At 49.5% G+C, this 21,426-nt stretch carries 26 protein-coding genes and 1 riboswitch; all 26 genes read left to right on the plus strand.

Annotated elements, in window-relative coordinates:
- The first annotated feature begins 88 nt into the window (after positions 1 to 88).
- The 26 genes from HPY81_03870 to HPY81_03995 all read left to right on the plus strand — a co-directional run bounded on the left by HPY81_03870 (position 89) and on the right by HPY81_03995 (position 21,421).
- The gene (locus tag HPY81_03870; GenBank protein ID NPV26595.1) at positions 89 to 223 is read left to right on the plus strand and encodes a metal-sensing transcriptional repressor; all 135 of its coding nucleotides are present in this window, start codon (positions 89 to 91) and stop codon (positions 221 to 223) included.
- A gap of 471 nt (positions 224 to 694) precedes the next feature.
- Positions 695 to 1,399, plus strand: a complete 705-nt coding sequence (locus HPY81_03875) for a response regulator transcription factor (GenBank protein NPV26596.1) — start codon at positions 695 to 697, stop codon at positions 1,397 to 1,399.
- Between the two features lie 28 nt (positions 1,400 to 1,427).
- Positions 1,428 to 2,759: a HAMP domain-containing protein gene (locus HPY81_03880; protein ID NPV26597.1), complete on the plus strand. Its 1,332-nt coding sequence runs from the start codon at positions 1,428 to 1,430 to the stop codon at positions 2,757 to 2,759.
- 89 nt (positions 2,760 to 2,848) lie between these two features.
- Positions 2,849 to 3,196: a YckD family protein gene (locus HPY81_03885; protein ID NPV26598.1), complete on the plus strand. Its 348-nt coding sequence runs from the start codon at positions 2,849 to 2,851 to the stop codon at positions 3,194 to 3,196.
- 229 nt (positions 3,197 to 3,425) lie between these two features.
- On the plus strand, positions 3,426 to 3,797 hold the full coding sequence (locus HPY81_03890; protein ID NPV26599.1) for a DUF2294 domain-containing protein: 372 nt from the start codon (positions 3,426 to 3,428) through the stop codon (positions 3,795 to 3,797).
- Between the two features lie 762 nt (positions 3,798 to 4,559).
- A complete protein-coding gene (hypB, locus tag HPY81_03895; protein ID NPV26600.1) occupies positions 4,560 to 5,219 on the plus strand; it encodes a hydrogenase nickel incorporation protein HypB in 660 nt (219 codons plus the stop codon).
- 121 nt (positions 5,220 to 5,340) lie between these two features.
- Complete coding sequence (locus tag HPY81_03900) at positions 5,341 to 6,402, plus strand: hydrogenase small subunit (protein ID NPV26601.1); 1,062 nt, start codon at positions 5,341 to 5,343, stop codon at positions 6,400 to 6,402.
- A complete protein-coding gene (locus HPY81_03905; GenBank protein ID NPV26602.1) occupies positions 6,402 to 7,847 on the plus strand; it encodes a nickel-dependent hydrogenase large subunit in 1,446 nt (481 codons plus the stop codon). The genes HPY81_03900 and HPY81_03905 overlap by 1 nt, the downstream gene beginning before the upstream one ends.
- Positions 7,848 to 7,861: 14 nt before the next feature.
- Positions 7,862 to 8,512, plus strand: coding sequence for a Ni/Fe-hydrogenase, b-type cytochrome subunit (gene cybH / locus HPY81_03910; protein ID NPV26603.1), 651 nt, complete (start codon positions 7,862 to 7,864; stop codon positions 8,510 to 8,512).
- Between the two features lie 9 nt (positions 8,513 to 8,521).
- A complete protein-coding gene (locus HPY81_03915) occupies positions 8,522 to 8,983 on the plus strand; it encodes a HyaD/HybD family hydrogenase maturation endopeptidase (GenBank protein NPV26604.1) in 462 nt (153 codons plus the stop codon).
- A gap of 413 nt (positions 8,984 to 9,396) precedes the next feature.
- Entirely contained in the window at positions 9,397 to 10,092 is a 696-nt protein-coding gene (cbiM, locus tag HPY81_03920; GenBank protein ID NPV26605.1) for a cobalt transporter CbiM, read from the plus strand.
- 19 nt (positions 10,093 to 10,111) lie between these two features.
- A complete protein-coding gene (locus HPY81_03925; GenBank protein ID NPV26606.1) occupies positions 10,112 to 10,423 on the plus strand; it encodes a cobalamin biosynthesis protein in 312 nt (103 codons plus the stop codon).
- A 166-nt stretch (positions 10,424 to 10,589) separates the two neighbouring features.
- Positions 10,590 to 11,528, plus strand: coding sequence for a cobalt ECF transporter T component CbiQ (gene cbiQ / locus HPY81_03930; protein NPV26607.1), 939 nt, complete (start codon positions 10,590 to 10,592; stop codon positions 11,526 to 11,528).
- 28 nt (positions 11,529 to 11,556) lie between these two features.
- Entirely contained in the window at positions 11,557 to 12,321 is a 765-nt protein-coding gene (locus HPY81_03935) for an ABC transporter ATP-binding protein (protein NPV26608.1), read from the plus strand.
- Between the two features lie 110 nt (positions 12,322 to 12,431).
- Positions 12,432 to 12,854 carry a nickel-responsive transcriptional regulator NikR gene (nikR, locus tag HPY81_03940; protein NPV26609.1) on the plus strand — a complete coding sequence of 141 codons (423 nt, stop codon included), beginning with the start codon at positions 12,432 to 12,434 and terminating at the stop codon, positions 12,852 to 12,854.
- Positions 12,855 to 12,918: 64 nt separating this feature from the next.
- The gene (locus HPY81_03945; GenBank protein NPV26610.1) at positions 12,919 to 13,167 is read left to right on the plus strand and encodes a hypothetical protein; all 249 of its coding nucleotides are present in this window, start codon (positions 12,919 to 12,921) and stop codon (positions 13,165 to 13,167) included.
- A 100-nt stretch (positions 13,168 to 13,267) separates the two neighbouring features.
- Positions 13,268 to 13,389: riboswitch (molybdenum cofactor riboswitch) on the plus strand.
- A gap of 91 nt (positions 13,390 to 13,480) precedes the next feature.
- Positions 13,481 to 14,179 (plus strand): ABC transporter permease, encoded by a 699-nt coding sequence (locus tag HPY81_03950; GenBank protein ID NPV26611.1) that lies wholly within the window; start codon positions 13,481 to 13,483, stop codon positions 14,177 to 14,179.
- Positions 14,176 to 14,883, plus strand: coding sequence for an ATP-binding cassette domain-containing protein (locus HPY81_03955; GenBank protein NPV26612.1), 708 nt, complete (start codon positions 14,176 to 14,178; stop codon positions 14,881 to 14,883). Before HPY81_03950 ends, HPY81_03955 begins: the two co-directional genes overlap by 4 nt.
- An 84-nt stretch (positions 14,884 to 14,967) precedes the next feature.
- A complete protein-coding gene (pgeF, locus tag HPY81_03960; protein ID NPV26613.1) occupies positions 14,968 to 15,789 on the plus strand; it encodes a peptidoglycan editing factor PgeF in 822 nt (273 codons plus the stop codon).
- A 37-nt stretch (positions 15,790 to 15,826) separates the two neighbouring features.
- Positions 15,827 to 16,537 carry a response regulator transcription factor gene (locus tag HPY81_03965; protein ID NPV26614.1) on the plus strand — a complete coding sequence of 237 codons (711 nt, stop codon included), beginning with the start codon at positions 15,827 to 15,829 and terminating at the stop codon, positions 16,535 to 16,537.
- Positions 16,530 to 17,987 carry a phosphate regulon sensor histidine kinase PhoR gene (gene phoR, locus HPY81_03970; GenBank protein NPV26615.1) on the plus strand — a complete coding sequence of 486 codons (1,458 nt, stop codon included), beginning with the start codon at positions 16,530 to 16,532 and terminating at the stop codon, positions 17,985 to 17,987. Before HPY81_03965 ends, phoR begins: the two co-directional genes overlap by 8 nt.
- 143 nt (positions 17,988 to 18,130) lie before the next feature.
- Positions 18,131 to 19,102: a hypothetical protein gene (locus HPY81_03975; GenBank protein ID NPV26616.1), complete on the plus strand. Its 972-nt coding sequence runs from the start codon at positions 18,131 to 18,133 to the stop codon at positions 19,100 to 19,102.
- 71 nt (positions 19,103 to 19,173) lie between these two features.
- On the plus strand, positions 19,174 to 19,884 hold the full coding sequence (locus HPY81_03980; protein ID NPV26617.1) for a YggS family pyridoxal phosphate-dependent enzyme: 711 nt from the start codon (positions 19,174 to 19,176) through the stop codon (positions 19,882 to 19,884).
- Positions 19,877 to 20,329 (plus strand): cell division protein SepF, encoded by a 453-nt coding sequence (locus tag HPY81_03985; GenBank protein NPV26618.1) that lies wholly within the window; start codon positions 19,877 to 19,879, stop codon positions 20,327 to 20,329. Before HPY81_03980 ends, HPY81_03985 begins: the two co-directional genes overlap by 8 nt.
- Positions 20,326 to 21,144 (plus strand): pyrroline-5-carboxylate reductase, encoded by an 819-nt coding sequence (proC, locus tag HPY81_03990; protein NPV26619.1) that lies wholly within the window; start codon positions 20,326 to 20,328, stop codon positions 21,142 to 21,144. Before HPY81_03985 ends, proC begins: the two co-directional genes overlap by 4 nt.
- Before the next feature lie 13 nt (positions 21,145 to 21,157).
- A complete protein-coding gene (locus tag HPY81_03995; protein NPV26620.1) occupies positions 21,158 to 21,421 on the plus strand; it encodes a YggT family protein in 264 nt (87 codons plus the stop codon).
- Positions 21,422 to 21,426 lie beyond the last annotated feature (5 nt).

A 21,426-nucleotide genomic window follows, 5' to 3' on the forward strand; every position in this document is an offset into this window, starting at 1 on the left:
TAAATAATGGTGTGAGGGGATTCGCCGACAGGAAGGGTTCTTGGTGATTGATAAAGAGCAAGAGGTAATTAACGACCTGATTACCCGAATGCGGAAGATCGAAGGACAGGCGCGGGGAGTCCAACGGATGATGGAGGAAAACCAGGACTGCGGCGCGATCCTGGTGCAGCTTTCAGCCATGAAAGCGGCGATCAACCGGGTGGCGATGAAAGCCGTTGGTTGATACTATGGCAAGAAAATGCTAGAGGAACTGGCGAGTGGAGGCGATGGCCGCGTGGCGATGGAGGACATCATCGACATTTTGACTAGGTTTTCTTAATATAACCCACGAGCCTATTTATTAAAAGTTAAAGCAAAGAGCAATACCCTCCAATAATCAACGAAGTTAATCGAATTGAATGCTAAGGTTTTTTAGAATAATGAACACGGTGGTTGACACCGTGTTTTTTTCTTGACAAAGTTAATTGGTCAATGTATCCTTACCCTCTTTTCCTGACGAGCCAGCGGGTTTCCCTATGCTGGCTCATTTTTTTCAATTCTACCTGCTTCATATTTTCTTCACATTCAGTCGGTACACTTAGGAATGAGAGAAAAATTCAAAACATTGACCCAATATGATACAATGCTCATAACTAATCGCATTTGATTGATAATTGAGTAATGAATTGAGGGAGTCGAGAGGAGGACATGGTGTGTGAGCGGGAAAATCCTGGTCGTTGACGATGAGAAGAAAATCGCTGAGGTGGTACGGGCCTACTTGGAGCACGATGGCTTTGAGGTTCTGGTGGCCTATGACGGGAAAACCGCGGTGGAAATGGCCAGAGCGGAGCGGCCTGACCTGGTGGTGCTTGACTTGATGCTACCGGGCAAAAGCGGTGAAGAGGTCTGTCAAATCTTGCGTGCGGAGTCTGAGGTGGCGATCTTGATGTTGACCGCGAAGAATTCGGAAACTTCCCTGATTCATGGCTTGAACCTAGGAGCTGATGACTACATGAGCAAGCCCTTTAGTCCCCGGGAACTAGTGGCGCGGGTGCGGGCGGTCTTGCGGCGTACTAAAGCCAAAGGTAAGGGTGATCATGAAGTGTTAGACTTCCCCGCCGGCAAGCTGCGGATTGACCTGGCGCAGTACCAGGTCTGGCTGGATGGCCAGCCAGTCAACCTCACACCGACGGAATTTAAGTTGCTGGTTACCCTGGCACGTAACCCAGGGCGGGTTTATACCCGCAGTCAGCTGACTGTTCAAGTGCACGGTTACAATTATGAGGGGTATGATCGCACCATCGACGTCCATATCAAGAATCTGCGCCAGAAGATCGAGTTAAACCCCGATGAACCACGGTTTATCAAAACCGTCTACGGGGTGGGGTATAAATTTGAGGGCGATGGCCGTGCGAATTAGCTTGTGGATAAAGGTCATTCTTGTTTGCTTGGTTTCAATCCTTCTGAGTATCGGCTTGATTGGTACTTTTGTCAACTATATCTTAAATAGCGCCTTTGCTACTTACATTCAGCGGAACCAAGACATCCGTAACCAGCAGATTGTGGAAACATTGAGTTCTCTGTATGAGACATACGGGGACTGGCAGCGGGTGCGGGCCCAATTGCCGCCAATGGGGATGATGATGGGTACCGCCGTCCGGGTGGTGGATAACAACGGACGGTTGGTGGTGGACCTGTCTCCTGGGATGGGTATGATGGGCCGGCGCGGCACGATGGGGTCAGAGGTCTGGAACCGGCCAGGAGCAGTCCGTGAAGCCCCGATCATTGCCAACGGCGTGCAAGTCGGCACCGCCTACTTGACTCAAATGGGGCGCCACGGGATGTGGACCGCGGAAGACCTCTGGTTTCTAGGCCGCATTAATTATTCTATTATTTTGGCTGGCTTACTGGCCGCTGTATTAATTTTACCGGCGACCTACTTTCTGGCCAGAAACATTACCGCTTCTATTGGGCAAGTCACGCGGGCAGCCAAGCGTTTGGCCGAAGGCGATCTGAATCAACGCGTTGCGGTACACACCCGGGATGAAATCGGGGTTTTGGCCGAAACATTCAATCTAATGGCTGACCAACTGCAGGGTCAGGAGCGTCTGCGCAAAAAATTAATCGGTGATATTGCTCATGAACTAAAGACTCCGCTTACCACGCTGCGGATCCACCTGGAAGCTTTTCAGGACGGCATCTTGATTCCTGACCAGAAAAACTTGCAGGTGGTGCATGAAGAGGTGATGTCCCTGGTCAAATTGGTCCAGGACCTCCAGGAACTATCAGCCGCCGATGCCCAGGCCCTTAACCTGGTAAAAATTCAGACGGATTTTGGTGAACTGGTCGAGGGTGTGGTCCAGAAGATGAGGCCGCTGTTTGAGGAAAAAGACATTGCGGTCGAACTGCATTTATCACCTTCTCCATTGCTGGCTAAGATTGACCCGGATGCCATGACCAGAGTGTTGCATAACCTGTTGTTTAATGCCTACAAATATACTGCCAGCCAGGGGAAAGTCACCGTAGCCGTGGCGCGGGAAGGCGACCAGATCGTGATGCAAGTTAGCGATACCGGCATTGGGATTCCTCCTGAGCACCTGCCCCACATTTTTGAACGATTTTACCGGGTTGATCCTTCCCGCACGAAAGAGACCGGGGGAACGGGGATTGGCCTGGCGATTGCTAAGGAACTAATTGATGCCCACCAGGGAGAGATCCGGGTTGCCAGTACGCCGGGAGTAGGCAGTACGTTTACTGTCATACTCCCGCCAATTTCATAGAACCTTTATATCTTCTTCATAACTTCTTCACATGGACTGGATATGATCAAAGCGTAAGGTGAAGTTATCAGGGAGGAGGTGGACAAAAAATGAAAAAGAAGACAATGGTGCTCATCGGTGTGATTCTACTGCTGGTCCTGGTCGTACCAACTACTTTTGCCGCAGTGGCAAGTGACAGTTTGACTACCCAACAGCAGACGGAACTAGAGAAGCTGTATGTTCAACAAACTGAAATTCAGAAGCAGATTATTGACAAACGGGTTGAGTATGGACAGCTTACTCCCCAGCAGGGTGACGTTCTCAAGCAGCGTCTGGAGCAGCGCCAGCAGTATCAGGCGCAGAACGGTTACTCCTGCCCGGGTTGGGGTGCTGGTAATTGCCGGGGCGGAGGCACTGGTTTCGGTGGTCGGGGACCTGGTTGGATGCGGCGCAGTTAAGCGCCAAGCTCCAATTCATGGTTTAAGTAACTGTGAAAACGCAAATTGATATATTGTCACTCCAAAAAAATCACCCCCAATCCCCGCGGGGGGTGATTTTAATTCTGTTTTTTCTTTCCCCAATTGATTTTCAAGTGATGTACCGCTTGTTTCATCACGGTATTTTGTCTACAATATAAATTACAATTATGATATATGTTCACTTACCATTGATTAAGGGGTCCGGAATATGCCTAAAAAAAGCCGGCTTGAGGCTGAGATTACTAATCTAGTTGTCAAACTGCAAAGGGAAATCCTCGGTAGGGGCCCGGAGGACGCCAGGAGCTATATTGTGCATGATATGGTAATCCTGAGACTGAAGGGGGTTTTGACTACCGTAGAAAAACACCTGACAAAATCTGAAAAGGGCTGTCAAGTCGTAAAGCAGATGCGAGAAGTCTTGAGAGAAACTTATGCGGAAGAGGAGGAGCAAATTATTGCTAATGTTACTGGCTGTAAGGTAATTAGCAGCCACAGCGACATCAGCACCAAGACCGGTGAGCGGATCGAAATTTTTATTCTTGACCGGAACCTGGAGGAACTGCTCCAAAACCAAAGCTAAGCAGGTTTCGACAAATTAATCCTTTACTTCTAAAGTAAGTGTATTATATAATAATATTATTAGTGAAAAAACTCTAAAGTAATTATTTTATGTCTATATATTGTATATATTCGTCATTTTTTCTATATGTCGTATCAGGTTAGCTAGGAAATTGGTTTTTCACATATCAAAATAATATAACAATAACAATGGACAACTAAAATAAGCCAGATAATTCCAGCAGGCTGAGAACGGGAAGAATCCATGCGGGGCTAGGCGAGTGGGAGGAAGTTCTTTCTTTGTCTTACTTGTCAAGTGACCTTTATGGGTGATGCTCAACTGGAACAAACGCCAGTTGATGTGCCGTTTGGTTCTGAACTATCTCGGGTGAGGGAAGTGGTTGTTTTCCTCCTAGTAGACTGGGGTCTGTAATTATTTGTGGACGCCTGGTAGGCTAGCTCTTAATCAGGTTATTGATTTAAAGAGCTAGCTTTTGCATTTTGCGTACAATATTTTAATTAAATTATAAAATATCTGATTTGTTTTTTGCAGGGATTTGTTTCTTAGAAACGAATAATAAAAGCATAACAAAAAGAATAACTAAAGAATAACAAAAAATAAATAATTGGAAAATCGGGAATGGCTTTCCGCCTGGTTTGGGTTTGGAATACCCTGGTAATAATAGTCTTGGGCTCCCTCAGGATCTAAAACCCAATCCCAATCTTTTTCTTCCCGAGTGGAGCCCCTTTTATTTCCAGGTTAAATCTTAAAGGAGGTTTTCAATTGAAAGTAGAACTGGTAGCCAATATTCTAGACGCTAATACAGCGATCGCCGGGCAAAATCGTGAGCGTTTTGCCCAGTCTGGCACGTTTGTCGTTAACCTGATGAGTTCTCCCGGCGCCGGCAAGACCACAATATTGGAAGAAACTCTGGGGAAGTTAAAAGATAGAATCGCGGTCGGGGTAATCGAGGGTGATATTTGTACTACCAGAGATGCTGACCGCATTGCCAAACGAGGAGTGCCAGTTGTCCAGATCAACACCAGTGGTACCTGCCACCTGGATGCTAATATGATTGCCTCGGCAGTGACTAAATTAGGGGACCAGAAGTTTGATCTAATTGTGGTGGAAAACGTGGGTAATCTGGTCTGCCCGGCCGAGTTTGACCTGGGTGAAGATATTAAAGTAATGGTGATCAGTGTTACCGAGGGAAACGATAAGCCGATGAAGTATCCATTGATGTTCAGAGAATCTGCAGCTATTTTGGTCAATAAAATAGACTTACTGCCCTACACTGATTTTGATCCCGAAGAACTAAAACGTGATGTCAGCTTGATCAACCCGCACGCCAAACTCTTCTTTGTTTCAGCAAAGACGGGAGAAAACATGAATGAGTGGACGAATTGGCTGTTGGAACAGATTATGGCTAAAATGAACAATTAGTTTTTCCGGAAACATTAATCTAAATTCATTTAACCAACAGGGAGGTGGTATAATCTTGGAAAATTGACAGAAATTTTTTTGCCTGGAAAGAGCTAGAATAAAAGACCAAGGAGGGATATGTATGCCAACGCTGACTAGACGGGAGTTTATTAAACTGTGTGCTGGCTCGGCGGTAGCGATCAGTATGTCCGGTTTGCTCGCGCCTTATCTGGCTGAGGCTGCCCAGGGTGCACCGCCAGTCATCTGGATTCAAGGGGCGTCTTGTACTGGTTGCTCGATCTCATTATTAAATTCTGTTCATCCTGACATCAAAGAAGTGCTGTTGGACATCATCAGCCTCAAATTTCATCCCAACGTCATGGCTGCGGCTGGTGATCTGGCCATTGAAGCCATGGACAAGACTATTGCTGAGTACCCGAAGAAATATTATCTGGTCGTTGAGGGGGCCGTCCCGACCAAAGACGGCGGGTTCTACTGTACTGTTGGCGAGACCAAAGACGGCAAACCCGTCATGTTCACTGACCTGGTGAAGCGCCTAGGCGAAAATGCTGCTGCTGTATTAGCGGTCGGAACCTGTTCTTCCTTCGGCGGAATTCCCGCTGGCGATCCCAACCCGACGGGCTGTGTACCGGTATCTAAAGTAGTCAAAGGAACGCCGATCATCAATATTGCTGGCTGTCCGCCGCATCCCGATTGGATCGTCGGCACAATCGCCCATGTCCTTCTATATAAAGATATCCCTGAGCTTGACAAACACGGCCGACCGAAAATGTTCTTCGGCGGAACTGTCCACGATAACTGTCCGCGCCGGCAGTACTTTGACAACAGCATCTTCGCCAAAACCTTTGGTGAACCCGGCTGCCTGTTAGAAATCGGCTGCAAAGGACCAATGGCCCACTGCGATGCTTCGACGCGACTCTGGAACAATGGTGTCAACTGGTGTGTCAACTGCGGGGCTCCGTGCCTGGCCTGCACTGAACCGGCTTTCCCAGATGGCACCTCACCAGTATATAAACGATTACCGGAGATTCCTTTAGGACCACAAATCAGTTATACTGCTGATACTATCGGCTTGGCTTTAGGAGCGGCGACAGTAGCAGGAATTGGTGGCCATCTGATTGGTAACATTGTGACTGGCCGCATTGGCGGCAAACATGATGAAAAGAAAGAGGGTGACAAGTAATGGCCATGAAGGTAGTAGTTGACCCCGTAACCCGGATTGAGGGACATCTGAAAATGGAGGTAGAAATCGACGGGGGTAAGGTTGTTAATGCGCACAGTACAGGGGCCTTGTTCCGTGGTTTTGAACTTATCCTTCAGGGGCGCGATCCACGGGATGCCCAGCAGATTGTCCAACGGATCTGTGGGGTTTGACCGACTGGGCACGCGACAGCGGCTGCGCTGTCACTCGACGATGCCTTCGGCATTACTCCACCGACTAATGGGCGAATCATTCGTAACCTGATCCTTGGCGCTAACTATATTCAGTCCCATATCCTGCATTTCTACCACCTGGCGGCGCTGGACTACGTGAAAGGACCTGACGTGGCGCCGTTTATTCCGCGCTACGAAGGTGATTACCGGCTACCGGAGGCTGTAAATAAGGCGGCGGTTGACCAATACCTCCAGGCCCTTGAGATGCGTAAGAAAGCCCACGAAATGCTGGCTATATTTGGTGGACGGATGCCACACGTCCAGGCGATCGTACCAGGCGGAGTGACCGAGACTGTTGATGCCCAGAAAGTAATGGAATTCAAGTCCAGACTGAAAGAACTCATCGGATTCATTGATAATGTTTATGTTCCGACGGTTAAAGCCGTGGCCGAAGCCTATAAAGACTGGTTTAGCATTGGCACTGGCTGCAAGAACATGTTAGCCTATGGGGTATTCCCATTGGACGATAAGAAAGACCCGGCTGGTCAAAACCAATTCATCAAGCGCGGTATCTATCTTGATGGCCAGGATGGAACATTAGACCCAGCAAAAATTAACGAAGATGTTAAGTACTCCTGGTATAATGATGATACGGCCGGCAGCAAACACCCGACCGAAAGTGTCATCACCCCCAATCCGACCAAACAGGGCGCCTACTCTTGGCTTAAATCACCGCGTTATAACGGCAAAGTCATGGAGGTTGGCCCGCTGGCGCGGATGTGGGTGAACAAACAGAAAGATGTGCGGGCTTTAGGTAACGCTGCCTTCTCTACCATGGGCCGACACTTTGCCCGGGCGGTCGAGTGTTCGTTGATTGCCCATGCCATGGAAGATTGGCTAATGCAGCTTCAACCCGGGGCGCCGGTCTGCACACCGCATCAGGTACCGGAGAAGGCCCAGGGCATGGGCTTAACCGAAGCTGCCCGAGGCGCACTTGGCCACTGGATCAAGATCGAACACCACAAAACAGCCAAATACAATGCCGTTGTACCGACGACCTGGAATGCCTCGCCGCGGGACGCCAACAACCAGCCTGGCCCGATCGAGCAGGCGATGATCGGTACGCCGGTCAAAGATCCCAAGAACCCGATTGAAGTGGTGCGGATCATCCGGGCGTTCGACCCGTGCATCGGCTGCGCTGTCCATCTAGTTACCCCGGATAAGAAGGTACTGGCAATACACCGGGTGTACTAGAAAGGGGGATGAGCATGAAACAAGAACTGCGCCACCCCTTCGCCATCCGTTTCTTCCACTGGTGGAACATGGTGGCGATCACTATTTTAATCTTAACAGGATTTTATATCCACAGCCCGTTGAAGTTCAGGCTGTTCAGCAATATGGATACGGCCCGGTACCTGCACTTCATCATGATGTATTTCTTGATCTTCGGAGTTATCGGCCGGCTTTACTACATGTTTGCCACCGGGGATTACCGGAACATCTTATTCCAGCCAAGTGATATCAAAAAATTTCCGAGCATGATCAAATATTATCTCTTTCTGACCAACCGTCACCCGTATTACGGTAAGTACAACCCCGGTCAGAAGATGATGTATACAGGGGTTTTTGTGCTAGCAATTGTCCAGATAATCACTGGTTTCATTCTCTACTGGCCGACCAAAATGAGTTATTGGGCATACTTGCTGGGCGGACCAATCATTGTCAGGATGATTCATTACTGTGTTACCTGGGTCTTTGTGCTTTCTGTACTGGTCCACGTCTATTTGGACATCGCGGAAGGTTTCCCGATCTTAAGGTCTATGTTTACGGGTTATATGCCGACTGATTTCTATCATGGAGATCATGAAGAGGAGCAGGTAGTGCCAACCGGCCAAAAGGCCAGCTTAAAAGCTAAGTAGAGGGGAAAAATATTGAGTAAAGTTTTGGTTTTAGGTGTTGGTAATTTACTCTTGAAAGACGAAGGGGTGGGGGTTCACGTGGCGCACGAACTGATGAAGATGGAGCTCCCGCCTCAGGTTGAGGTGATTGATGCGGGCACAGCGGCCCTGGATATGTCACACATCATCAGCGAGGCCGATCGCCTGATCGTGGTTGATGCCCTCAAAGGCGGGCATGAACCCGGGGCTATTTATCGAGTCCGCCCGGAAGATTTAACCATCACCCCGGCAGAGTTCAACGTCTCCCTCCACCAGTCGAACCTGATCGAGACCCTTATGATGATCGAACAGATTGGGCGTCGACCGCCGACCATTATTATCGGGGTTGAACCGAAGGAAATCACCTGGGACCTGGAACTGTCACCCGAGATTCGGGCCCGGCTTCCCCAGGTGATCCAGCTGGTTTTAGAGGAGATTAGTCGGTCAGATTGACAGGAGAGCCTTGAGCTTCGGTGTGCTTTTTGGCAGCCGAAGCTCCTTCTATGAACCAGGGAAGCTCCTGCCTCTTTAGGCGGGAGAGGCTTCGCTACAAACAGGAAATTATAAAGATATATTTATATTGTGGGCAATAAAAATAAAAAAGACAGCCATTTAAAATTAAATTTTTTTGGTGGGAGGAATTAGTACGAGAAGGTCGAATTAATCCCGAGAGTAACACAAATTTTATCAACGTGTTATGATGGTCTGATGAAAAAGGAGGGGGTTAAAAATTTATAATCTCTAAGGCATTATAAAAATTTTTTATACCTCTAGGTAGCAAAAAATTTTTACGCCTAGGTAGCACGATTTGATGAGATTTAACACTGCATTTATTAATTGACTGTTATTGGTGGGGGGTAGTTAATATGCATATTCCAGATGGTTACCTGAGTCCGCAAACGGCAATTCCGCTGATCGGGGCCATGATCCCGATCTGGGGAGTAGCCATAAAAAAAGTCAAATCAACACTAAAAAAGAGAGAAGTACCGCTTCTAGCTATAGGAGCCGCTTTTTCTTTTACCATTATGATGTTTAACTTGCCGATACCCGGCGGAAGTTCTGCTCATGCGGTTGGAGCGGTATTGGTCGCGATACTGCTTGGCCCCTGGGCGGCGTGTATTGGGGTATCAATAGCTTTGATAATCCAGGCGTTGGTTTTTGGAGATGGAGGGGTGCTGGCCATTGGGGCTAACTGTTTTAACATGGGAGTAGCGATGCCCTTCGCGGGATATTTTGTCTACAAGTTAGTAAAAGGGAAATCGGACATGTTGTCTAACCGCGGCATAATCGCGGCGGCGCTAGGGGGATACGTGGGTTTGAACTTGGCTGCTTTTTTTACGGCGCTTGAGTTTGGCACCCAGTATCATCTCTTTCAGGCGGCTGATGGCACGCCCCTCTACTTCATGTATCCGATTAAGATCGCTGTTGGCGCCATGATGGCGGAACACTTGATTTTTGCTGGTCCAGTTGAGGGAGTGGTAACGGTTTTGGGGATGGTCTTCGCCGTAAAAAACTACCCATCAATTGCCTCGGGCAAGGTCTTAGTCAAAGCAGATAATTAGGAAATGGGGGTTAGGGCGTGTGATTAAGGACTTTCGAAACTTGTGGCTTGCTTTAGGGGTTTTAATTATTTTATCTCCGCTCGGTTTGATCGCTACAGGGACTGCCTTTGGCGAATGGTCAAAGGAGGAACTATTGGCCGAGGTCGGTTTTATTCCAGCTGGTTTAGAAAAGTTCGCTGATATGTGGAAATATGTGCTATTACCTGATTACAGCATACCGGGCCTGGAAGGTCCTCTGCAATCAGCTTTTGGTTATATCTTTTCCGCTGTTATCGGGGTTGCCCTGGTCGTGGCCGTTATAATGATGTTCTCCAGAATTGTCCGCGAGTAGTATAATATCCTGTTTTGTATTCGCTTCATTGAACTAATCTTCGCTATGGCTCCAGAAGTCGTGGCCTGATATCCCTCTTAATTGTACGAGGTGTCTTATTGCATGGCACCTCGTCCTTTTCAGTTTGATGAAAGCTTTCTGAAAGTTTAATGAGGAGGCAGATACGATGCTGCCTGAATGGATGGTCGAGAAACAAGGGAGTAGTGTAACCAGGCAAACGAAAACAATTCGTCGGCCTTACCATTACTTGACGAAAAGTATTGGCCAAATGAACAAGGCGATTTTTGACGACCTGTCGACGGAACGATACGCTTCCCTGAAAGGACTCTGGCAGCAACTTGATCCAAGAATCAAGTTGATCTCGACTGTGGTGTTGATTGCCCTAGCGGCCCTGGCCAAGAGCCTCTGGGTTCTATTGGGTCTCCTGGGCTGTTCAATTGGCTTGATGAAAGCCTCGCGGTTACCTGTATGGACCTTACAAAAACGAATATGGGGTTTTGTCCCCCTGTTAACGCTCTTGGCAGCCCTCCCGGGAACGTTAAACATTTTTGTCGACGGAGATCCTTTGCTGTATCTCTATCAATCTCCTTACCCAGACAAAATATTTGGTCTTATTGACCTACCTACCAGCATTTATATAACTAGACAAGGAAGCCGGGCAGCCTTATTCTTGGTCATGCGGGTGGGAATATCGGTTTCTATGGGCACTCTCTTGACTCTCACTACGCCGATCGCGAAACTTCTCAAGTCATTGCGGGTGTTGAGAATTCCGCCATTGTTTGTTATGATGATTGAAATGAGTTATCGATACCTGATTCTGCTTCTTCATACTTCGATTGAGATGTTTGAAGCGCGCAGCTTGCGGACGGTAGGTGAACTTTCCTTACGGCAAAAACGAGCTCTGGTTGGTTCTTCAATTGGGGCCTTGTTTGCTAAGAGCATGGTGCTCTCGGATGAGGTTTACATGGCGATGAGTGCCCGAGGCTATACCGGGGAAGCGGTAAGTATAGGCCAAGTACAATTAAAAAGGTTAGATTTGAACTGGATAGGGTTTCTGTTAATAATAGTACTCATTACAATCATGGGGGAATTGAAACTTGTCTAAAGCGCCGCTTTTTAGCCTCAAAAACATAATGTTCGGCTATAGTCCGGGCGAACCAGTTTTTGAGAGAATTAGCTTGACCATTTATCCGGGCGAGAAGATTTGTATACTCGGGGCGAACGGATCTGGAAAATCAACGCTGTTAAAGCTCATCTGCGGTTTGGTTTTTCCTTGGGCGGGGCAGTTCACGGCTTTTGGGGATGAAATCAGTGAAAAATACTTTGAAAATGACGTCCTGGCTAAAGAATATCATCGGCGAGTGGGATTTGTCTTTCAAAACTCTGATGCCCAGCTTTTTTCCACCAGGGTTTGGGATGAGATCGCTTTTGGACCGCTGCAGATGGGGTGGGGAAGCGAGGCCGTCAAGCAAAGAGTCGAGGACGTGCTGAAAATGCTAAATCTTTGCCATTTACGGGACAGGTCACCGTATCGTTTGAGTGGGGGGGAGAAAAAGAAGGTCGCAGTGGCCGCGGTCCTGGCGTTAAACCCTGAGGTATTAGTTTTGGATGAACCAACCAATGGTCTGGACCCGAAAACGCAAAGGTGGTTGACAGAATTATTGCTCGAACTGAATAATCATGGCCGCACCATCATCACTGCTACGCATAATTTGGAATTGGCTCATGCCATTTCTGACCGTGTTCTTGTTTTATCAGAGCAGCATGAACTAGTCTATGATGGACCGAGTTTAGCTGCTTTAGAAAACAAAGAGTTATTGATGTCGGTCAATCTGATTGACGAATACTGTCACAATCATGGGGATGGGGCGCATATTCATCTGCATACTCATGATTAAGATAAATGTTTGTAAAATTCCGGGCAACAGCAGGAGTTGACTAATTTAAAGAGAATTCAGTATAAATATCACGCTTTTCTGAAGATGTGCCACGAGGAAGGAGGAGTGGGATGGCAGAGGAACTGGTCCGTTTTGGTGTCTCGATGAATGCCCAGTTATTAGCTAAGTTCGATCGGCTGATCCGGCGCAAGGGTTATGCTAACCGGTCAGAAGCCATTCGCGATATGGTGCGCGGGCTATTAGTTGACGAGGAGTGGCAAACTGGTTCATCAGAGGTGGTTGGCACGGCGACCCTGGTCTATGATCACCACGTCAACAACTTGGCCACAACCTTAAATGAAATTCAGCATGATCATCACTCTGTGATTATTTCGACGCTCCATGTCCATCTGGATCACCACAACTGCCTGGAGGTCCTGGTCCTGAAGGGAAAAGCGGATGAGATCAAGCAGGTGGGGGAGCGACTGATCTCAGTGAAAGGCGTCAAGCACGGTAAACTGGTGTTTACCTCAACTGGGAAGGAATTGACTTAACCTTGATTACTTTGGGGCAGCAGACGGAATAAGTCGTTTAACTAAACTGAGGGAGGAATAAAAAATGTGTGAATGTTGCGGCTCACCTCATAAAATCAACCATGTCTCCCACGTTCATGTCCACGGATTGAACAGCGAGGCTGATGTGGAACGGTTGAACGAAGAACTGAAGCGGATCCCGGGAACAACCCTGGTGGAGATGACTGCCGGGCACCGCGGGCACGGGATAATTACATTTGATACCCGATTTATCAGCGAAGATAGCCTGCGGGTGCTGATCGAGAAGTTGGGGTATGAAACCCACCAACACTAAAGGGTCGTCTAGGTTTTAACTTGTTTTATTCAAAGTTCACTTTTTAGTTTAGTGAGCAGGATTTTGTATTAACAGGTCGAAATATAAAAACGATAATAGGTAACCACTTTCTGTCTCCGAGCTTGATCGCCTGAAGCCTTTGAGGTATGGTGATCAGGCCGATAGGGTGTGGCGGGAAACGGCTACGCCTCCCGGTTGGAAAGGAGTGCAGTTGGTCGGGTTGTGGATTTTTCATGACCAGGCACCACTGTGCCCTACTAGCACTGTGCCTGGTCTTATTATGTAAATTTTGCCGTCATGGGAGTGATTAGAATTGGAGCTGGTTTGGGAGGGCCTGGTTCAAGCCGCCCAGATGTTATTCACCCTTGATCCGGAAGTACTGGCGATTTCCTGGCTGACGCTCAAGGTTTCCGGGATGGCGACATTGATCAGTGTCTTGATCGGGATTCCGATCGGGGCAGCCTTAGCCCTGACTGAATTTCCCGGGCGGAAGTTTTTAGTCAGCTTGGTCAACTTCGGGATGGGCTTACCGCCGGTTGTGGTTGGCCTGTGGGTAAGTATCTTGCTGTGGCGCTCCGGGCCACTTGGGTTTTTGGGAATGATGTACACGCCGGGGGCAATGATTATTGCTCAAGCGGTGATTGCTTCTCCCATCGTCACTAGTTTCTCGCTCGCGGCGATTCAGCAACTTAATCCCAAACTGCGCCTGCAAATCCTGGCACTGGGGGCAACCCCAGGGCAACTCCTCTGGTATTTGATGCGGGAAGCTAGACTGGGTTTACTGGCGGCCGTGATGGCCGGTTTCGGTGGGGTAGTGTCCGAAGTTGGGGCTTCCATGATGGTTGGGGGTAACATCAAGGGAGAGACCCGAGTGCTGACCACAGCAACCGTGATGGAGGTTTCCAAAGGGAACTTTGACGTGGCGATTGCCTTAAGTATAGTGTTGCTGCTTCTAACGTATGGCGTTACCGCTGTGCTCACCACGATTCAACAGCAGAGGAGAATATCATGAGTAGTGTTGTTTTGCAGGTAACGGATCTTCAGCTGGTTAAAGGAAGGCAAACGATCTTGGATATTCCTTTCCTTTCAGTTACGGAAGGGGAGGTCCTGGTGATTATGGGGCCTAATGGGGCAGGGAAGACCACATTGCTTCAAGTTTTGGCGGCCCTACAACCGCCGACCACCGGGACCATTACTTTCCGGGGGTATAATGTGACCAGACTTAATCCGGTGAAACTGCGGCGGCGCATGGCGGTGGTCTTCCAGGAACCGTTGCTTTTAGATACCACCGTTTATGAGAATGTCGCTGTGGGTCTAAAAATTCGCGGTGTACCTCGGGCGGAAAGACATGCCCGAGTGGAGAAGTGGCTGGACCGGCTGGGAATCAGTGGGCTGGCGCAGCGGTCGGTGCGGTATTTGTCAGGGGGCGAGGCGCAGCGGGTGAGTTTAGCCCGGGCTTTTGTGCTGGAGCCAGAAGTACTCTTTATGGATGAGCCGTTTTCGGCGCTTGACCGGGAATCCCGGCTCAGTTTGCTTGAGGAGATTGGCAGTTTGCTCAAGTCAACGCGGCTGACCACGGTTTTCGTCACCCACCGTCAATCTGAAGCCCTGATGTTAGCTGACAGCCTTTGCTTTATGGAAGCTGGTCGCATTGTCAGACGGGAAACAGTCGGCCAATTTCAGAAGCGGCTCGGACCAGTTGCCGATTGGGTTTGAAAGCAGAGTCCCCCAAATGGGAAACGGGGACCGTAGTAAAACCGGCCCGGTTATGGTAAACTGATAGGCAGGTAGGTGAGGTGGATGGACCATTGGACCCTTCATGAGACGGAAGGGATTAAATATTTTTGCCTCCCCAGCTTCGAACAGACCGGTCTGGTGAAGCATGCCTTTACCACCCGGTGGGGAGGCCACAGTAGGGAAGAGTTTGCTGATTTCAACCAGGCCTTGCATGTCGGTGATAACCCCGAGGTGGTAGTGGCCAATCGGAAACGGATGGCCCTGGCCCTGGGGATTAGTCTGGAGGATCTTGTCGTGGGAGAGCAGGTCCACGGTGACCGGGTCGGGGTGGTCACCCGGGCTGACCGTGGTAAAGGGGCCCGCGCGGAGGTCACGGCGATCCCCGCAACCGACGCCTTGATTACCAACGAACCCGGGGTGGCCCTGGCCACACACCATGCCGATTGTGTTGCGATATTTTTACTGGACCCGGTTCGGCGGGCGATTGGGCTGGCTCACGCCGGCTGGAAAGGGACAGCCCTGGAGGTTGGCCGCAAAGCTCTGCTGCGCATGGGAGATCAGTTCGGTACCCGGCCGGAAGATTGTTTGGTGGGAATTTCTCCCTCGATTGGTCCCTGCTGCTATGAGGTTGACACGCGAGTGCGCGACCAGTTGCCAGCTTATTTCTTGACCTGGCCGGGAGTTTTGGTTGATAAAGGTGAGGGGCACTACCAGTTTGACCTCTGGGAGGCCAACCGGCGGTCATTACTCACGCTGGGTGTACCTTATACCAACATTTCGGTTAGCCGCCTGTGCACGTGTTGTCATCCTGAAATGTTTTTTTCTTATCGTTTCACGGGTGGACGAACAGGCCGCATGAGTGCTGTACTCATGCTCAGAGATTAGCCCAATCCTTTACCCGACTACACAAGGAGGGATAAGGGTGCCGAAAATTCTGGTTGTAGATGATGAGATTCATATCCTTGAACTGGTCAGATTTAATCTGGAGAAAGAGGGTTATCAGGTCGTCGTGGCTACAGACGGGCTGGCGGCGGTGCAGCAAGTATTGTCGGAACGCCCGGATTTATTGGTCTTGGATATCATGTTGCCCAAAATGGATGGTCTTGAGGTTTGTCGAACCCTCCGCAGCAATCCCCAATTCGGCGATTTACCGATTATTATGTTAACGGCCAAGGGTGAAGAGCGTGATACGGTAATGGGGTTAGAAATGGGCGCCGATGATTACATTAAGAAGCCATTTAGCCCGCGTGAATTGGTGGCTAGGGTTAAGGCGAGGCTGAGAACGAAGACCGCGCGAGGAGACCGACCGAGCCTGGCCAGTGGCATCCTATCGGTTCAGGATGTGGTTGTGGATACCGAACGCTTTGAAGTTCTTGTTGACGGACAGCGCCGGGAATTTACCCCGAAGGAATTTGAACTCTTACGGCTATTGATGGCTAATCCAGGTCGAGTATTTACACGCGATGTGCTGCTAGAAAACATCTGGGGATATGAGTTCTTAGGTGACACCCGGACGGTTGATGTGCATATTCGGCATCTACGCCAGAAGCTGGGTGATGATCCCGCTTTTCCCCGGTACATTGAAACTATTCGTGGCATTGGGTATAGATTTAAGGAGCAGGCCAATGTTTAAAAAGATTTACTGGAAAATCGCTTTGAATAGTGTTCTGGTTTTTTTACTGCCGCTCAGCGTGGCTTCCTACTTTATTGACCGTCATTTATACGGGATGCTTCTGAACCAGTTGGGCCTGCCGACGGTCCTGGTTCAGGAATCGATGCGGGATATCCGTTTGTTTGTGGCAGCAGTAATGATTACAACTTTACTGGTGTCGTTTGTCCTGGCTTACCATTTAGCCCGCCGGATGACCAGACCGATTCAAGACATGTGTGCTGTCGCCCAGAGCCTGGCCCAGGGCGATCTTGATCAACGCGTCTGGTTTAACCGGGATGATGAATTAGGAGAACTCGGTAACACGATCAATCTTATGGCTGACCGCCTCAAGGAGATGCTCAGGGACTTTTCCCAGGAAAAGAATAAGATGCAGACTATACTGACCAGCATGGTTGACGCGATGATTGCTTTTGACCAGGTTGGACGGGTGATTCTAATTAATAAGGCTGGAGAAGAGGTCTTTAGGGTGCGGGAAGAAGACGCCCTGGGCCGTTATGTTTTAGAGGTCATCCGTAACCATGAGCTGGAAGCCAGCATTAAAGAGGTTCTTGAAGAGGGTAACATTGTGAGTAAGGAACTGAAGCTGATTCCAACCTCCAGCCGAATATATCGGGTGCATATTGGCGCGATCAAATCTGAGGTGAACCGGATCCAGGGGGCGGTGGCGGTCTTCCGAGACATCACAGATGTGCGCAATTTTGATCAGATGCGTTCCGAATTCGTCGCCAACGTTTCTCACGAACTAAGAACGCCCCTAACTTCGATCAAGGGGTTTGTGGAAACCCTTATGGATGGGGCGGCGGAAGACCGGGCCTTGCGGCAGCGGTTTTTGGCCATTATTGAAAGTGAAACTAAACGGCTGAACCGGCTGATTGATGACCTGCTCACTTTGTCCAGCATCGAATCAAAACAGAGGGAAGTGCAGTTTCGTCCGCTTGACCTAGCTCGACCGGTGAAAAAGGTGGTGGCTATGCTTAATCCGCGGGCGGTGGAGAAACAGATCACCATTGAGTGCCAGATTCCCGTTGATCTGACGCAAGTCTGGGGAGATGAGGACCTGCTTGGGCAGGTGGTGATCAACCTGATCGATAACGCGATTAAGTACACTGCGCCCGGCGGAAAGATTATCCTTAAGGCAGCTGCAAACCAGGACGAGGTGATTGTCCAGGTGGTTGATAACGGAATTGGTATTCCTGCTAATAGCCTAAACCGACTATTTGAACGCTTCTACCGGGTGGACAAGGCCCGGTCGAGGGAACTGGGCGGGACTGGCCTGGGGCTGGCGATTGTTAAACACATTGTCGAGTCCCATGGCGGGAGAGTTTGGGTCGAAAGTGAGATGGGACAGGGTAGCACCTTTAGCTTTACGCTTAGAGCAGTGGAGGGATCAATGGCCAATGGCGTACATTAGCCAGGAAATCTCCAGATATGTATTGTGGGGAAGCGCTTTAATTGTGGGGGGAGATTATCTTTGCCAACCGGCGCTGCGGCTAGTGCCAGGCCGGACAGGGGCTTAAATCGCTGAGAAGAGCAACTCTCTGGAGGTTGGGACCGATGGGCAAAGTCTCCAGGCTGAAAAGAATCCAAAAAGATAGACAGCAGAAGCGGTTACGGCGATTAGGGTTTTTACTGATCAGTACCTTATTATTGGCTAGTATTTTGTGGCTAGGGCTGAGTTGGGTTAAGAAAGCAGTGCTGGCCTACTTGGTGAAACTGATTGTCGTCTCGGATGGAGTAATTCAGACCACGATACCCGGGGAGGGTCTGGTGATCCTGGACGAGCGAACCGTAACTGCGCCGGTGAATGGTTTGATAAGAGCGGTTGTAGGTGAGGGGGAACGAACAAGACTTAATGCTGAGTTTGCCCGGTTCAGACCGGTTAGCGGGAATGAAACCAGTGAGATTTCTTTACGGGCTCCTCTGGCTGGCATTGTCTGTTATCATCCGGACGGCCTGGAGAATGTCTTGACCCCGCAAGCCTGGGATCAGTTAGACCTGAGCAAGATTGAACAATTGCTTGATAAAGCTGGGCAAAAGAGTGCGGCGGGAATTTTTTCTGCCGGGCAGCCAGTGGCTAAAATAATTAATAACCTGAATAACCCTCTGTTGCTGGTCCGACTATCGGCAGTTGATGTTCGACTGCCAGCCGTTGGACAAACAGTCTTCCTGCAACTTGACCAGGGAAAGGAAACTCTCACTGGTGAACTGACTGCCGTCCGTCAGGAACAGGCTGGGGTCCAGATGTTGATTAAACTGAAGGAGTTCCGGTCTGAACTGATTCACCAGCGCCGAGTGAAGTTGTCATACATCAGTGAACGTTTCACGGGCGTGATTGTCCCGACAACGGCCCTGGTTGAGCGGGATGATGAGAGCGGGGTTTATATTCTTTATAAAGGGCGGGTAGTCTGGAAGCGGGTTGAGGTGGTTGGTAAGTTGGGCCAAGAGGCGGCAATACGGGGAATTAACCCTGGTACTGAGATCGTCAAAAATGCCAATTTAGCTACGGAGGGTCAGATCTTACAGTAATTCACGCATGTGGGGCAGGAAACGTGTATTCTTTTGTCGAAGAACTATAAAATTTTGGAGGGAGAGCAGAGGTGGATATTGCGCATAATCTAGAGATTGTTCGCCGCAACATCAACCAGGCCGCGTTAAAGAGTGGTCGCCAACCCTCAGAGATCAAGTTGGTCGCTGTGACCAAGCAGGTAGAGGTAACCAGGATTGAAGAGGCCATTCGGCTTGGGATCACTGCTTTAGGTGAGAATCAGGTGCAAGAACTGGTCGATAAATACAGAAAGATCACTGCCCCGGTTGAGTGGCACTTGATTGGTACTCTGCAAACAAATAAGGTTAAATATATACTTGATAAAGTAAGGCTGATTCATTCCCTCGATCGCTGGGCTCTAGCCGAGGAAATTTCCCGTCGAGCAATTCGTTTGGGGAAAGAAATCTCGGTGTTGATCCAGGTGAATGTCGCGGGTGAAGCCACTAAGCATGGACTGGAGGTAGCGGTAACTGAGGAGTTCATCCAGGAAGTGGCTAACCTGCCCGGCCTGAAGGTGCTGGGGTTAATGACCATGGCCCCCCAGGTTAACGACCCGGAGGAGGTTCGTCCGGTGTTCCGCGAACTTCGCCAACTGGCAGCCAGAATCGCGGGGCGGCAGTTAAAAGGGGTGGCGATGGACTGGCTGTCGATGGGAATGACGAACGATTATCTGGTTGCCATTGAAGAAGGTGCTAATCTGGTTCGCATTGGGACCGGTATTTTTGGTGAACGGAATCAGAAGGGAGAGACAAAGCGTGAGTAAGCGGTTTATTGATCGGGTTCTGGGCTTTTTAGGCTACGAGGAGGACGAATTCGAAGCGGAACAGTTACGGGTGAATGAGGAGCAAGTAAATCCGACGCTACCAACCAAAAAGGGTGGGGCTGTTTTCAGTCTGCATGCCCCGAAGTCAGTCAAAGTGGTAATTGTTGAACCAGGGACGTTTGAGGAGGCGCAAGGAATAGCGGAACATCTAAAGAACCGTCGTCAGGTTATTATCAATCTGGAGCACGCAGAAAAAGAATTAGCTAAACGGGTAATTGATTTTGTCAGTGGGGCGACTTACGCCTTGGACGGGACGGTGCAAAAGATTGCCAATGGCGTCTTTTTGTTTGCGCCAGCCAATGTGGATGTTTCCAGTGACTTGCGCGATGACATCAAGGAAAGAAACATTCTTTGGGCCAGTATCATGCGGGGGGATAAGAAATGACCCAACTGTCAGTACGGATTGGGTGCCTGGGCGGAGGGGCCATGGGTGAGGCCATTCTGCAGGGATTGTTGCGTAGTCAAATTGTCTCTGCCGAACGGTTATGGGTGAGTGACATCCGGCCGGAACGGCTGACCGCTTTGCGCGAAAAATACGGGATTAAAGTGTGCGAGCGCAATCAAGAGCTGATTAAGGCTGTTGATGTACTAATTCTGGCCATTAAACCCCAGAGCCTGGCTGAGGTTCTCCAGGATATCGGTCAGCAAGTTTCGTCTCAACAGTTGGTGATTTCAATTGCGGCGGGTATCGGCCTGGATTTCCTGCAGCGCTTTTTTCCAGCTAATACCCCGCTGATTCGCGTGATGCCGAACACCCCAGCTTTGATCGGAGAAGGGGTGTCAGCACTGGCTTTGGGTCAGTTCGCTGGTCCAGAGCATGAAGCCGTGGGCCGGCAAATCTTTGGGGCTCTCGGTCAGGTGGTAGTCGTGGCTGAACAGATGATGGATGGGGTAACGGGCTTAAGCGGCAGTGGTCCAGCTTACGTTTTCCTCTTTCTAGAAGCCCTCACGGACGCTGGCGTACGTGTCGGCTTATCACGTGACCTTGCCTTAACCATGGCTACCCAGACAGTAATTGGCGCTGCCCGACTGGTCCAGGTTACTGGTCAACACCCGGCCGTGCTGAAAGACATGGTGACCTCTCCTGGTGGCACGACAATCGCTGGCTTGCACGTCCTGGAAGAAGGTAAAATGAGAGGGACGCTGATCAGTGCGGTAGTGGCGGCGACGGAGCGCTCTAAAGAATTGAGTAAGAAATAGAGGAGGGGGAGGCGTGAGTACCCTTGCCGTATATGTTAATGTTGCTTTTGAAATTCTGATCTGGTTGATCATTGGGCGCTGCTTTCTTTCACTCGTTCCCCATAACCCGAGACAGCCGATCATTCGCTTTATTTATGACGTGACTGAACCCGTTTTGGCCCCGTTCCGGCGGTTTATCCCAACCATGGGGCCGGGAATTGATTTTTCCCCGTTAATGGCTATTCTTGTTTTAGGGTTGTTGCAGACAGTTTTAGTTAAAATGTTACTGCGATTTTAAAATAT

The sequence above is a fragment of the Bacillota bacterium genome (assembly GCA_013178045.1).
Taxonomy (GTDB): Bacteria; Bacillota; Ch66; order Ch66; family Ch66; genus Ch66.